At 38.5% G+C, this 14,227-nt stretch carries 8 protein-coding genes; all 8 read right to left on the reverse strand.

Features of this window, described 5'->3' with window-relative positions; translation table 11 throughout:
* Positions 1-4: 4 nt before the first annotated feature.
* From APB85_RS03360 to APB85_RS03395, 8 genes are read right to left on the reverse strand one after another with little or no spacing between them, the layout of a single operon-like run.
* A complete protein-coding gene (locus APB85_RS03360) occupies positions 5-2,305 on the reverse strand; it encodes a GH92 family glycosyl hydrolase (protein ID WP_057483003.1) in 2,301 nt (766 codons plus the stop codon).
* A 31-nt stretch (positions 2,306-2,336) separates the two neighbouring features.
* Entirely contained in the window at positions 2,337-4,661 is a 2,325-nt protein-coding gene (locus APB85_RS03365) for a beta-N-acetylhexosaminidase (protein ID WP_057482951.1), read from the reverse strand.
* Entirely contained in the window at positions 4,661-6,898 is a 2,238-nt protein-coding gene (locus APB85_RS03370) for a GH92 family glycosyl hydrolase (protein WP_057482950.1), read from the reverse strand. The genes APB85_RS03365 and APB85_RS03370 overlap by 1 nt, the downstream gene beginning before the upstream one ends.
* Positions 6,899-8,005, reverse strand: a complete 1,107-nt coding sequence (locus APB85_RS03375; RefSeq protein WP_057482949.1) for a family 10 glycosylhydrolase — start codon at positions 8,003-8,005, stop codon at positions 6,899-6,901.
* 5 nt (positions 8,006-8,010) lie between these two features.
* Entirely contained in the window at positions 8,011-9,072 is a 1,062-nt protein-coding gene (locus APB85_RS03380; protein ID WP_057482948.1) for a carbohydrate-binding family 9-like protein, read from the reverse strand.
* 2 nt (positions 9,073-9,074) lie between these two features.
* Positions 9,075-10,055 (reverse strand): glycoside hydrolase family 130 protein, encoded by a 981-nt coding sequence (locus tag APB85_RS03385; RefSeq protein WP_057482947.1) that lies wholly within the window; start codon positions 10,053-10,055, stop codon positions 9,075-9,077.
* Positions 10,045-11,922 (reverse strand): sodium:solute symporter family protein, encoded by a 1,878-nt coding sequence (locus APB85_RS03390; protein ID WP_057482946.1) that lies wholly within the window; start codon positions 11,920-11,922, stop codon positions 10,045-10,047. The genes APB85_RS03385 and APB85_RS03390 overlap by 11 nt, the downstream gene beginning before the upstream one ends.
* A complete protein-coding gene (locus APB85_RS03395) occupies positions 11,922-14,183 on the reverse strand; it encodes a GH92 family glycosyl hydrolase (RefSeq protein ID WP_057482945.1) in 2,262 nt (753 codons plus the stop codon). Before APB85_RS03395 ends, APB85_RS03390 begins: the two co-directional genes overlap by 1 nt.
* Positions 14,184-14,227 lie beyond the last annotated feature (44 nt).

A 14,227-nucleotide genomic window follows, 5' to 3' on the forward strand; every position in this document is an offset into this window, starting at 1 on the left:
TAAACTATTTATTATCTGAACTCATAGAAAATGGAACTGCTTCCTTGGTCACCCCTCTTTCCATGTTAGGAGTGTCAATCATTTCAAGTTGAAGTGTACCACCTTGCATAACATCTTCATAATTCAGGTAATTTTTGTTCCATTCCTTTCCATTTAGAGAAGCAGATTCTATGTAAAAGTTTTCTTCGGAATTATCTTTAGCTATAATATTAAATTCATTTCCGTTTTGAAGCTTTAAGCTGGCTTTATCAAATAGTGGGCTACCAATAACATATTGACTTGCTCCCGGTGTAACTGGATAAAATCCTAATGAACTAAAAACATACCAGGCAGAAGTTTGCCCGTTATCTTCATCTCCCGGATATCCATCTGGAGTTGGAGCATAAAGTTTGGTAAGCACTTCCCTGATTCTTTGCTGAGTTTTCCAGGGCTTCCCGGCATAATTGTATAAATATATCATATGCTGAATAGGCTGATTGCCGTGGGCATAATTTCCCATATTCACTATTTGCATTTCCCTAATCTCGTGAATAGTAAATCCATAATATGAATCATCAAATTCGGGCGGCATTTCAAAAACTTCATCCAATTTTCCTGTAAATTCCTCTTCATCGCCCATGAGATCAATAAGTCCTTCAACATCCTGGAACACACTCCAGGTATAATGCAAACTATTCCCTTCTGTAAAGGCATCGCCCCATTTCAAAGGATTAAAAGGTTCCTGGAAAGTTCCGTCTTCATTCTTACCACGCATAAGATTAGTAGAAGAATCAAATAGTTTTTTATAATTATACGCCTGCTTATAAAAGCGTTTTGCTATTTTTTCTTTACCAAGATCTTTGGCCATTTTTGCTATGGTCCAGTCGGCATAAGCGTATTCCAGGGTTCTGGCAGCGTTTTCGTTTATATCTACATCGTACGGAACATAGCCCAGTTCGTTGTAATAACCTAGTCCTTCACGTCCAACTGATTCTACCGGTCTTCCTTCTTCAATATTCGCATTTTTAAGAATTGCTTCAAAAAGCACCTCCACATCTTCAGGATATACATTCCCTTTTAAGTAGGCATCAGCAATTATAGGCGCCGAATTAGAACCTATCATCACATTTCTATGCCCGGGACTTGCCCACTCGGGAAGCCAACCTGATTCTTTATAAGTATTAGCCAAACCGGCCATTATTTTTTTGTTCAGCTCGGGATACATCATATTAAAAAAAGGAAAAACCGCTCTAAAGGTGTCCCAGAATCCATTATCGGTAAACATATAGCCGGGCAAAACCTCACCATTATACGGGCTGTAATGCACACATTTTCCTTCTTTATTTATTTCATAAAACTTTCGCGGAAATAATAAAACCCTGTAAAGACTGGAATAAAAAGTTTCAATATGATCTGTATTATCACCTTCTACCTGAATTCTACCAAGCTCTTTATTCCATATTTCTTTAGCATTATCCTTTACCTCCTCAAAACTACTTTCCCCAATTTCTGAATCCAAATTAAGCTGTGCCTGCTCTGCACTAATAAAAGATGAAGCCACTTTTACATTTACTTCCTCACCCTTTTTGGTTTTAAAACCAATAATAGCTCCTACATGATCGGCCTCTGCATTTTTAGAGTTTTGCTGAAGTTCCCAACCATCTTTCCAGGTATGGTTAACTTCAAAATCCTTATCAAATTCGGCTACAAAATAATTATGAAAATTTTCCGGCACACCGCCGTGGTTGTTCCTCGCATATCCAATAATTTTACGTTCTTCAGGAATAATTTTCACCATAGAACCTTTGTTAAAAGCATCCAGCACTATATAAGAACTATCAGATTCCGGAAAAGTAAATTTAAAATGTGCGGCTCGCTCGGTTGGCGCTACCTCTGCTGTCACATCATAATCGGCAAGGTAGACGCTATAATGATGTGGCTTTGCAGTTTCGGCTTTATGAGAAAACCAGGAGGCCCTTTCTTCTTCCTCGAATTTCAACTGTCCGGTTACCGCCATAAGGGAAAAGGCTGCGTAATCATTTAACCACGGACTGGGTTGATGGGTTTGTTTTATGCCCCGAATCTTATAATCATCATATTTATAAGCCCAGCCATCACCCATTTCGGCGGTTTGTGGGGTCCAGAAATTCATTCCCCAGGGAAGTGCTATCGCAGGATATGTATTCCCATTAGACAAATCGAAAGTTGAATCTGTTCCCATCAGGGTATTTACATAATCTACATAAGAGATCTCGCTTTCCTGCGCATAAATATTTGCTGAAAAAATAAGCGTAAACAGCGCACCGAATAATACATTTAATTTCATTCCCATATTTTTAATTTAATTCCACGGCATTTTATTCTATCATTATTTCATCAACAAAAAGCCAGGCTTTACCATTTCCCGGTAATCCTTTATAAGTATCTATCTTTACTTTGATGCATTTAACCTCCTGAAGCTTCACATTTATTTCAAAATCTTTTAAACTAACAGCGCCATTGGTCTTAAAATCCCTGCTTACTTCTCCTATCTTGCTGTATTCCTCTCCATTCTTAGAAGCAAAAGCAGAAATCTTTACCGGGAAGTAAATCCCTGAGCCCTGGTTTTCCATAGTTCCGACTTTCAAACTTTCTACTTGAACAGATTTCTCAAGGTCTATTATAACTTCTACATCTTCGCCCAGCCAACCAAGCCATTGACCATCGTGAAAATTTTTGGTTGCCCTAATCACATTTACCGTGGTACTTTTACCAACACCGGTATAGTTATCGTTATATTTTGGCTTATAACTAACCTTCTTACCCACGGCTTTATGAAAATGAAAATCCTTAACCAAAGTATCGCCTTTAGGTTTTCCATTCTCATAAACGGCAGCTCTTAAAACACTGCTCTTATCAACAGCAACAGGTTCTTTGTATAGAGGAGAAGATGCATTTAGATTCTTATCATTTAATGTGTATCGAATTTCTGAATTTGGAAATTCATTCTTTAAAGCAATTTTAATTTTACCGGAGGTTGAATCTACTACACTCTCTGCAGTTACTGAGTAAGCACTGGTCGCATAATTTATATCCATAAGGTCTAAACGCTTAAACATAGCATGCAACCTTCGGGAGAAATCTGCCCAGTCTTTTTTGTCTTCTGGAATCCAGAGCACTTCAGATAATGCGACTAACCTGGGAAAAAGCATATATTCTGAAAGCTCTGGTGTATCGATAAATTCAGACCATAGATTTGCTTGTCCGCCCAATACGTATTTTTTCTGCGCAGTATTCATGCTGTCTACCACCGGATCAAATTCGTAAACTTTATTTAACGGAGTAAAACCGGAAAATGCCATTGGTTCTGTATTGAAATCACCCTGGTAAAAATTGAAATAAACGTGACTTCCGGGAGTCATAATTACATCGTGTCCTTCTTCGGAAGCTTCCCAACCTCCTTCGGTGCCTCTCCAGCTCATAACCTTAGCTCCGGGAGCAAGACCACCTTCTAAAATCTCATCCCAACCAATTAAAACCCGATCATGAGAACTTAAAAATTCTTCCATTCGGCGAATAAAGTAGCTTTGTAATTCATCCACACCCGCCAGGCCTTCTTCTCTTATTCTACGCTGACAATCCTCGCATTTTTCCCATTCTGTTTTGGTAGCCTCATCCCCACCAACGTGAATATATTTTGAAGGAAACAACTTTATCACTTCTAACAACACATTTTCTAAAAACTCAAAAGTTTCCTCTTTTCCTGCACAGTAAATATCGGTTATTGGCCAAACACCCCCGGAAGGCACAGCTACCGGTTTCCCGGTACAGGAAAGTTCTGGATATGCAGCAATTGCACTGGTTACGTGAGCCGGCATTTCAATTTCAGGAACTACCTTTATCCCGTGTTTCGCAGCGTAGGCAACAATTTGTTTAATATCTTTCTGTGTATAAAAACCTCCATAAGAAGCTTCTTCTCCAGGTTTATTATCACTGCGAGCATCCCAATGCTTATCTTCCTGGTCTACTCTAAAAGCACCAACTTCAGTAAGCTTTGGGTATTTCTTGATTTCAATTCTCCAGCCCTGATCGTCTACCAAATGTAAATGAAGGGTGTTCATTTTCAGGAAAGCAAGCCTGTCTATAGTTTTAAAAATATATTCTTTCTCAAAAAAATGCCTGGAAACATCTAACATTAATCCCCGCCATTCAAACCTGGGCTCATCGCTTATTTCAATCTGCGGAATTTGCCAATTTATAACGTTTACTTTTTCTGTACTTTCAATTTCTACAGGAAGCAATTGACGCAAGGTTTCTATAGCATAAATAAACCCGGAAGACGATGCAGCTTCAATAATAATCTTTTCATCCTCTACTAAAAGCTTATAAGCTTCCTCATTCAAATCCTTATTTTCTTTAAACTGAATAAAATTAGTTTGAGGCTTTTCTTCCAATATTGCCATCTCCCAGCCAGCGGCAGCACTAAATTTAGAATTTAACAACTCCGCAATTTCCTTTTGTTGAGTTCCTTCTACCACAAAGCTGGTTTCTTTTGTGAAGTTAAAACTACCTTCATTCAACTTCAATTCTTTAGGAAAGGGAATAAGGTTGAGCTCGTTTTCTGAAAAGGTCTTTTCTTTACTCCCGGAACAGGCCGAAAAGACTAAAATTGGAAAATATAAGAGGTAGTATAAATATTTCATTAATGGTAAATTTTATCAGGCTGTGGTGTTTTAATCGATCTCTTTCCAGATTCTTGATTCTGAGTCATATTACTCATAATAAAGGTTAATTCCCCGCCCGAAATTATTTCTTTGTGGGTTATAAATGCACGATCTAGCTTTTCACCATTAAGGAAAACACTTTCTACGAAAATATTCTTGGGTGAAAAATTTTCTGTTTTTATGCTAAAAGACTTGTTTCCAGGTAATTTTATTTCAGCACTTTCAAAAAGTGGAGCTCCAAGCATATAGGTGCCTTGTGCAGGATTTACAGGATAAAATCCTAGAGAACTGAAAATGTACCAGGAAGACATTTGGCCGCAATCTTCATTTCCACAATGTCCTGCAGGTTCGTTTTTATATTGAGTTGTGAGAATTTCTCTTACCAGCTTCTGAGTTTCAGATGGTTTATCTACGTAATTATATAAATAGGCAACGTGATGGCTGGGCTCATTACCATGAGCATACTGGCCAATCATTCCGGTGCTGAAAATTGGCAGCTTATCTGTGGCTTTAGGATAATAGGAAAACATAGAATCCAGTTTTTGCTCAAACCTCTGCTCTCCTCCCACTTTTTTAATCAGCTGCGGAATATCCTGCGGTACAAACCAGAAATATTGCCAGGCATTACTTTCACTAAAATACTTAGTGTATTCCTTAGCTATAAAATCTTTGACGAATTCACCATCTTCAGTTTTCGGACGGAAAAAGCTGCTTTTTTCATCATAGAGATTTACCCAATTTTTAGAACGTATCAGGAAATTTTTATAGTCGGCCGTTTTACCGAGATCTTTTGCAAACATCGCTACACACCAATCATCGTAAGCATACTCCAGGGTTTTTGAAACACTCCAATCTTCATTTTCATCCCCGGCAGGCACATAACCCAATTCCTGGTAAAAATCAATTTCCCTGTCATTAGCCATTGCACTTTCTTTACAAGCTTTATAAGCTAATTCAGTATCAAATTCAAAACCTTTAAAATAAGCATCTACTACTACCGGCACGGCGTGGTATCCTAACATCATATTGGTTTCATTTCCCTGCATAGACCAAACCGGGAGCAATCCGGTTTCTTCATAATGAGCTAACATCGATTTTATAAAATCGGATACTCTTTCCTGCTGAATAATTGTATAAATTGGATGCGCCGCCCTAAAAGTATCCCATAGCGAGAAAGTATCATAACGTTCAAAACCATCTGCAGTCTCCACTTCCCCATTTGCGCCCTTATAGTTTCCATTAGGATCGCTAAATAAGGTTGGCGCCAACATAGATTGATACATCATCGTATAGAAAACCGATTTTTGATCTTCATTGGCAGTCTTAATTTTTATTTTTTCCAGTTCTTGCTGCCAGACCTCATCCGCATCTTTCCTAAAATCATCAAAATTGAAACCTGGTGCTTCGGCTTTTAAACTGGCATAAGCTCCGGCAATATTTGCCGAAGAAACACCAGTTTTTAAAACTATTTGCTCTTGAGAAGTTGTTTTATAATTCAGAATTATTTTGGTATTCGTCCCGGTAATTTCTCTTCCTGAAATCTCTTTTGCATCATTGAAAAGCTGAAAATCATCAAATGGTTTAGAAAACTTCATCACAAAATACACTCGCTGATCTTTAGCCCAGCCGGTAGACTTTCTATAGCCTTCAATAACCGAATCGTTTACCACGCTAATATGAGTTTCAGTTGGGCGATCCCAGTTCATCGCATAACCTAAATCCACATGAATCTGAGAAAGCGAATCTTTAGGAAAAGTATATCGATGAATCCCGGTTCTTTTAGTTGCGGTAAGTTCAGCTTTAATATCATAATCCAGAAGCTGCACAGAATAATACCCGGGAGAAGCTTCTTCTTTCTCGTGGCTAAATTTTGAAAAAGGTTTATTGTTATTCTCCGGAATTCGTTTAGAAAAACGACTATTGGTGGGCATCACCAAAATATCATAAAGATCACCCGCACCGGTGCCGGAAAGATGCATATGAGAGAAACCACTAATTATGGAGTCCTGGTAAAAATAACCAGAAATGCGATCCCAGCCTCCAATCCCAATATCGGGACTTAATTGCACCATCCCATTAGGAACGGTGGCGCCGGGATACGTATTTCCCGGGCCATCGGTTCCAATAAAAGGGTTTACATATTCCGTAAGCCTATGCTTTTGGGCAAAAGCGGAAACAGTAAACAGCATTAATAAAAACAAACCTAAATTCTTCATCTATTTACTCGCTTCTTTTATCGCCTTGAGTTGTTCTTTGGTAAGCGCATTCCCATCGAAAAACGAGATACCTTTGGCTCCATTTTCCTTAGCAAGATTAATTGCCTTTGTAACATCTTCTGCACTCATAGGCGGCAGATAAATTCCGGTGTGTAAATCGGTGTTTTTTCCTTTTAGGTCTTCCACACCTTGTTTTGTAGCAAATCCTATCCAGTCTACTTCTTCATTGTAAAAGTTATGATAGATCATAGGTAAAACAGCATCTACTTTCCATTTATCCCAACGTTGTCGCACCATATGATCGGCCATTTCTGGATATGGAAAAACAGCTGCGGTCAGGTCTTTATTGTTTTCGTGTGCAATTTCATAAGCGTCATCAACTACCGCCTTGATCTTGTTTAAGCGGAATTGTTTCCATTCCATATCTATCGCGGGATTTTCAAAATCTCTAGGATTTTTATGGTGAATTTTCTCAAATTCAGCTACACACACATCGCAGTAACAAAAATCAAATTCAGCAAGCTCTTCTTCCTGTTCCAGGTCATACTTTGGTAATAAGCCTATTGGTAAAAAGATATCAGAAAACCTTATATAATCCAGGTGAACGCTGGCAACACCCTCAACTTTCGCAAGACCTTCTACCAGGCCTAAAACGTGATTTCTAGATTCTTCTCTTGTAGGGCATAGCCATTGGTAATAATCTACATAAGGCCGGGTATCGTGGGTAGAATTTCCTTCTCTACTTACGGTATACCATTCTGGGTGTTGCAGGGCTACGCTATCTCCCGGACGATTCATAGCCATAATCCAGGCGTGAACTTCTAGGCCTTCTTTTTTAGCCAGGGGTGTTATACGAGAAAGTAACTCAGGATCGGTATTCGTATTTATAAGCACCGCTTCAATTCCATTTTCACTATATTTTTTAAATTCTGAAGTATAAGAAGAATCTGCTCTTTTTGCATCGGCAGTGGTCCAGACCCAAAACTTGAAATCTTCATTTTTTTCTTCAGCAATATTGTCCTGGTTCTTTTTTGAGGCGGCTACATTATCCAGGCATGAAGTGAACCCGAAAGCTAACAAGGCAATTAATAAAAGTTTAGTTTTCATATGATTTAGATTTTGGAGGTTAAAATTTTACCATCTTCTTTAATGATATAATGGTTCCCGGTAAATGGACTTTCTATAGAAATATTCCATCCGGTTAGATGATTTTCAAGTTTAGGCTGAAGTATCTTTCCGTTGAGCTTGATAGTACCTTTTTGAATTTCTTTTAAACTTGAAGCCCACTCGTCCTTTCTGCTGAAATACTCCTTCTGCTTTCGATAGATTTCATAAAGCTTCCATTTAATTTTTTCATCCTCAGGAATTTCAAATTCGTCATTTTCTCCTGCATTTTCTGCAGAAAAATATACATAGCCCCAATGTTCGGGTTCATGCATATTGATAACGCCCTGAGGAGACCATACCCAGTTATATTCAGGCAAATATTCTCCTTCTTCAGTTTTCTTTCGGGAATAGGTACCTTCATTCAGATCAAAATCCCAGTTTACACGTGAAAAATTAATTCTCCAGAATTCGTCTTCAGGAATTTCGTTATGTGAATTTGCTTCTTTTAAAACATCCCAGGGAATTGCTACCTCAACACTCCAAAATTCATCTTCATCTGACGCATCATTTAAAGTACCCGAAATATGAACAGCCGATTTTAAACCCTGAATATCCCAGCTATCTATTACCGGTGCGGGTTCACGATAAGGTTTTACAATAAATAGATCCCAAACTGTGTTAAGAGCATTCATTTCAAACTCCATATAATTATGGGTATCTCCATCTGGGTCGATAAAAATCTCAAAATCGTTGTTATAGAAAATCACGGTATCGCGTTGCTTTAGGGTAGCCCAAACATGAGGCTCTTCCATTTTAGCATAGAAATACAGATACTCCTCATCGTATAACATCTTCATATTTGTTTGGTATTTTGGAGTTTTTTCACCTTCAATATCTATGAAATCTTCACTTTTTGGAGCTTCTTTCCAGGACGCTTCCTCAGCCTTCCCGTCTATTTGAATCTCATCAATAGCTTTATAGGCTATATAAGACCTTGGAGGATTTTGTGCATAGATAAAATTGGCAGCAAGAACACTAATAAAAATCAGGAGCAATTTATAGTTCATAACTACAGGGTATTATTTTTCACAAAATCTATAATTTCACTAAGGTGGCCGAAAGCTACCGAGGTCACGGTATCTGCTGCACCATAATAGAGCGCTAGTTTATCTTCCTTTTCTGAATGTAATGCTGCGCAGGGAAAAATCACATTGGGCACATCTCCTGTCATTTCATAAAGTTCTGCAGGAGCCAGCAAATAAGGCTGAGAACGGTATTTCACCTTATCCGGTTCGTTTTCATCCAAAATCGCTGCACCTATAGAATATCGGAAACCGTTGCAGGTATTAATCACCCCGTGATAAAAAAGCAACCAACCTTCATTGGTTAAAATAGGAACAGGGCCGGCTCCAATTTTAGTACACTGCCAGGCACTTTCTTCAAAAGGAGCTACCTTCATCACGCAACGGTGTTCTCCCCAATATTTCATATCGGGACTATAGCTAATGTAAATATCACCAAAAGGAGTGTGACCATTATCGCTGGGCCGGCTTAACATGGCGTATTTCCCATTAATTTTCTTCGGAAATAAAACCCCGTTTCGGTTAAAAGGAAGGAAAGCATTTTCACACTGATAAAACTCTTTAAAATCGAAGGTATATCCAATCCCAATAGTGGGCCCGTGGTATCCATTACACCAGGTAATCCAGTAACGGTCTTCGATAAAAGTAACCCGCGGGTCATATTTATAATCTGAATCGATCATTTCGGTATTCCCGGGGCTAAAATCTATAGGGTGATGCTCTATTTCCCAATCGATTCCATTTTTACTAAAACCTGCAAAAATATTCATTTGCACCGCTTTATTATCGCATCTAAACACCCCTGCATACCCATCTTTAAAAGGAACAACCGCTGAGTTAAAAATACTGTTTGAAGAGGGTATAGCGTAACGATCTATAATAGGGTTTTGATCGTAACGCCATAGCACCTCTTTTGAGTTAGCCGGCCTTTCCTGCCAGGGTATATTATTCGTCAATTCAGTTTTCATATTTTCTAATTTTGTCTAACCAGGTAAATTTCAGAATAAGAGAACTTAAAAGGAAGATCAAAAAGGTTAATCCCATTTTATGGTAGTCCCGCACTACCAAAAATATTGGTAAAAGTATCATACTGGATTGCCATATCACTCCTATAAGGCAATTTAGCATATCTATCCCAAAATCTTTATTCCTTTCTATCCTGGTATTTTCTAATTGCAATTCTTTTAAAACCGGTTTCCACCATCCCCAGGGTCTTACATTCTTATAAAAACTTTTTAAGGTTTCTATATTCGTTGGCGCGGTAAAATAGGTGCCTAAAAAAGACCCCAACAGAGAAAAAATAAAAATAGCCGGAAAAAGGTATATCGCGGGAATGTGCGCAGTTTCATATAAAAATGAATCTGGAACAAAATTTCCTTTATTTTGATCCATAAAAAATTGAAAGGTGGCGATTAACAAACCGGAGAGCATTCCCCAAAAATACCCCCAGCCATTAAAACGCCACCAAACCCATTTTAGGAAATTGGCTGCCACATATCCGCCATATAATGCGCTGGTGATCCATAAAGTTATTGAGTTAATGGAATCGGCAAAGAAGCCCATAATTACTCCCAACAAAACCACTATAAAAGAAGTAATATGACTCGCTTTAATATAATGACGATCTGTTGCTTTAGGCTTAAAGTATTTTTTATAAATATCATTAACAATATAGGCCGGCCCTGCATTTACAAAAGCAGAAAAAGTTGACATAAATGCTGCTAAAAGCCCTGCAAGCAATAAGCCTTTCACTCCCACGGGCACATGATTGTTAATTACTTTTGGTAAAACTACCTCTAAATCATTTCCCGTCAAACTGCCTGAAGCTGCCATCTCGGGCGCTACGAAAATCAAACCTAATAATACCACGGCAGCAATTAAAAGATATCGTGGTACAAATAGCACGAGGTTGGTAAAACCACTCATATACGCGGCTTCTTTTACTGTTCTGGTAGAAAGGATCCGTTGCATGTCGTAACTGGGAGTAGGCCCGGCAATACTGGCAAAAAAACCTTTGAATAAGGTCATTCCAATAAAAGCCCCAAACATTTTATAGCCCTGCGAATCTATAAGCGCATTAAATGGTTCTTTTTTTTCATCCCAAAACCCCTGAAGTTCGCTCCCAAATGAAATACTTTTCCAGGCTTCAGGAATAAGATTATTCACCTCTGCATCAGTAAAACTTACAAAGGTATATCCTGCCACCAGGACTCCGGCTAAAACCATAATTCCATATTGCAAAACTTCAGTAGTCACCACCGAAAACATCCCTCCTTTTATAGTGTAGATTGTAGTAAAGAAAATTATAAGCAAGGCATAGGATTGTTCAGAATTCAACAGACTTATTTCTGCAATATTGAGCGAAAGATCCCAGGGCAGGATTACCGTCATAAATTTCCCAACACCTTCAAAAAAATAAGCTATAAAACCAATAGAGGCAATCACGGCAAAGATAGCAACAATAAGATGCGAAGCCCTGCCGGCTTTATCGTCACCAAAGCGGGTAAGGATCCACTCAGATCCCGTCATCACTCCAGATCGTCTAATCCATACCGCCAGGAACATCATCACAAAAATTTGATTCCAAATGGGCCACATCCACATAAACATAAAACTCTTCACCCCGTATAGAAAGAGAATTCCTACCATCCAGGCAGTACCTGAAACATCAAACATACCCGAACCGTTGCTAAGACCTAAGTAATACCATTTGATGCTTTTACCCCCCAGAAAGTAAGAATCTAAACCTTTAGAAGCCTTCTTTGAAACCCAAATTCCAATAGAAAGTGTAAGGATGAGGTATAGCGCAATAATTAGAACATCTATTAGTTCCATTAATTTTCATTTACGTTTACACCCCAGTTTTTATTAGGCGCACTGCCCATCTCAAATACTAACTCTCCACCCGCTAAAAGTTCTTTATGGGAAATAGTAGTTCGATTGAAATTTTTACCATTTAAAGTTGCGGACTGGATATAGATATTTTCTTCGGAAACATTCTTAGCCACAATTTTAAAACTCTTCCCATTTTCTAAGTTAATAGTAGAAGTCTCGAATATAGGGCTGCCAATTTCGTATTCAGCTGAAGCTGGATTAAAAGGATATAATCCCATAGAACTAAACACATACCAGGCAGACATTTGACCGGCATCTTCATTACCACTCAAACCATCTGGCTTAGTACTGTATTGAGTTTTTAGTATCTCACGTACCCAATATTGTGTTCGCCAAGGTTGCCCGGCTTTATTAAATAAATATGCGATATGGTGGCTGGGCTCATTCCCGTGGGCATATTGCCCAATTAAACCTGAAATATCTGCCGAAGTATGATCTCCGGTAATCTCTGAACTTTCATTAAATAATTGCTCCAATTTCTTAGTAAAAGGCTCCGCTCCTCCATGAAGCTCGATTAAACCCTGAGGCTCATGCAGTACGAACCAACTATGTTGCCAGGCATTACCTTCAGTATAATCTGTATTTACTCTATGCTGTGAATGTTTGGGATCAAATGGTGTATTCCATTTTCCTTCCGAAGATTTCCCTCTCATAAACCCGGTTTCAGGATCAAAAAGTTCTTTATAGGCTTTAGCTCTTTCTGAGAAATAGTCATAATCTTCCTCTTTTCCCAAAGCTTTCGCCATCTGCGCCACACACCAATCGTTATAAGCATATTCCAAAGTTTTGGTCACTGATTCGTTCCCTAAATTATAAGGAATGTATCCGTACTCTTTTAACTCTTTTAAACTTCGCTGGTCTTGCATCATGGTAGTTTTCAGAGCTTCATAAGCTTTTTCAACATCAAAACCTTCAATTCCTTTAAAATAGGCTTCCACAATTACAGGAACCGAATGGTAGCCGGTCATAGTATTGGTTTCATTCCCATAAAGCGTCCATACCGGCAAGCTGCCACTTTCATCGTAATAGGCTAACATACTATTTATAATGTCTGAAGTTATTCCAGGGTTAGTTATTGTTAACAGAGGATTCTGTGCTCTAAAGGTGTCCCAAAGCGATAAAGTTGAATATGCCGTGCCATCAGTTTTTGCGATGCTATCATTTTGTAATCGAAATTCTCCGTTCTTATCACTGAATGTAACCGGCGCTAATTTTGTATGATAAAGTGCTGAATAGAAAATGGTTTTCAAAGAATCTGTAGGAGATTCCACAACTATATCAGACAATGCCATTTCCCAGGTTTTGCTAGATTCCTTCTTAATTTCATCAAAATTGAAATTGGCATCGCTATCCAGGTTCTGTTTGGCGTTTGCCAGACTTACCGAAGAAAGTGACACTGCTACCTGAAGCTGCTTGCTTTCCTTATCAAAATAAAGCTGCGCTGAAGTTTTCTTATTGCTTACTTCAGAGGTTGAAACAGCTTCTCCTCCTGAGAATAATTCAGATTTAACGATTGGTTTTGAGAATTTAGCTACAAAAAATACTTTTTGATTATTTGCCCAACCGGTACTGTGACGGTAACCTGTAATCGTATTTTCATCTTCTAATTTAATAGAAGTTTCTGTAGGTTCATCCCAGTTTATAGCAAATCCAAGGTCTATTACAACCGATTTCTCTTCGCCCTGTCCAAATGTATATTTGTGATAAGCCGTTCTATTGGTTGAACTAAGCTCTACATTAATATTAAAATCTTCCAGGTAGAGTTGGTAATAACCCGGGCTGGCCGATTCGTCTATATGAGAATATTTTGAGAGGTATGGAATATCTTTTCTCGCTTCCACCTTTTTTGTAAGATCAATCTTTTTATTTACCGGCATAAATAAAATATCGGCCAGGTCGCCAATTCCGGTTCCTGATAGATGCAAATGACTAAAGCCCGCCACTAAGGAATCTGAATAATGGTAACCGGAACACCAGTCCCAACCACTAGTACCGTTATCTGGACTTACCTGTACCATTCCAAATGGTCGGCTCACCCCGGGATAGGTATGCCCGTGACCACCTGTTCCAATAAAAGTGTCTACATAAGATGTTAAACTATCAGCTGATTTTTGCGAATCAATATCCTTTTCCACTTGTTCTTCACAAGCAGCTAATGTTAACAATAAAACAAGTAAGAGGGTGGGGTATCTTTTAAACATTTTCTTTGTTAGGTTATGGCGCATTAAAAATAATACGGGTAGAT

Source organism: Salegentibacter mishustinae (assembly GCF_002900095.1).
Lineage (GTDB): Bacteria > Bacteroidota > Bacteroidia > Flavobacteriales > Flavobacteriaceae > Salegentibacter > Salegentibacter mishustinae.

What these genes read in the sequence shown, in the direction of transcription:
- APB85_RS03360 (WP_057483003.1), bottom strand. Translation starts at nt 2,305, where the DNA reads ATGAAATTAAATGTATTATTCGGTGCGCTGTTTACGCTTATTTTTTCA.
- APB85_RS03365 (WP_057482951.1), bottom strand. Translation starts at nt 4,661, where the DNA reads ATGAAATATTTATACTACCTCTTATATTTTCCAATTTTAGTCTTTTCG.
- APB85_RS03370 (WP_057482950.1), bottom strand. Translation starts at nt 6,898, where the DNA reads ATGAAGAATTTAGGTTTGTTTTTATTAATGCTGTTTACTGTTTCCGCT.
- APB85_RS03375 (WP_057482949.1), bottom strand. Translation starts at nt 8,005, where the DNA reads ATGAAAACTAAACTTTTATTAATTGCCTTGTTAGCTTTCGGGTTCACT.
- APB85_RS03380 (WP_057482948.1), bottom strand. Translation starts at nt 9,072, where the DNA reads ATGAACTATAAATTGCTCCTGATTTTTATTAGTGTTCTTGCTGCCAAT.
- APB85_RS03385 (WP_057482947.1), bottom strand. Translation starts at nt 10,055, where the DNA reads ATGAAAACTGAATTGACGAATAATATACCCTGGCAGGAAAGGCCGGCT.
- APB85_RS03390 (WP_057482946.1), bottom strand. Translation starts at nt 11,922, where the DNA reads ATGGAACTAATAGATGTTCTAATTATTGCGCTATACCTCATCCTTACA.
- APB85_RS03395 (WP_057482945.1), bottom strand. Translation starts at nt 14,183, where the DNA reads ATGTTTAAAAGATACCCCACCCTCTTACTTGTTTTATTGTTAACATTA.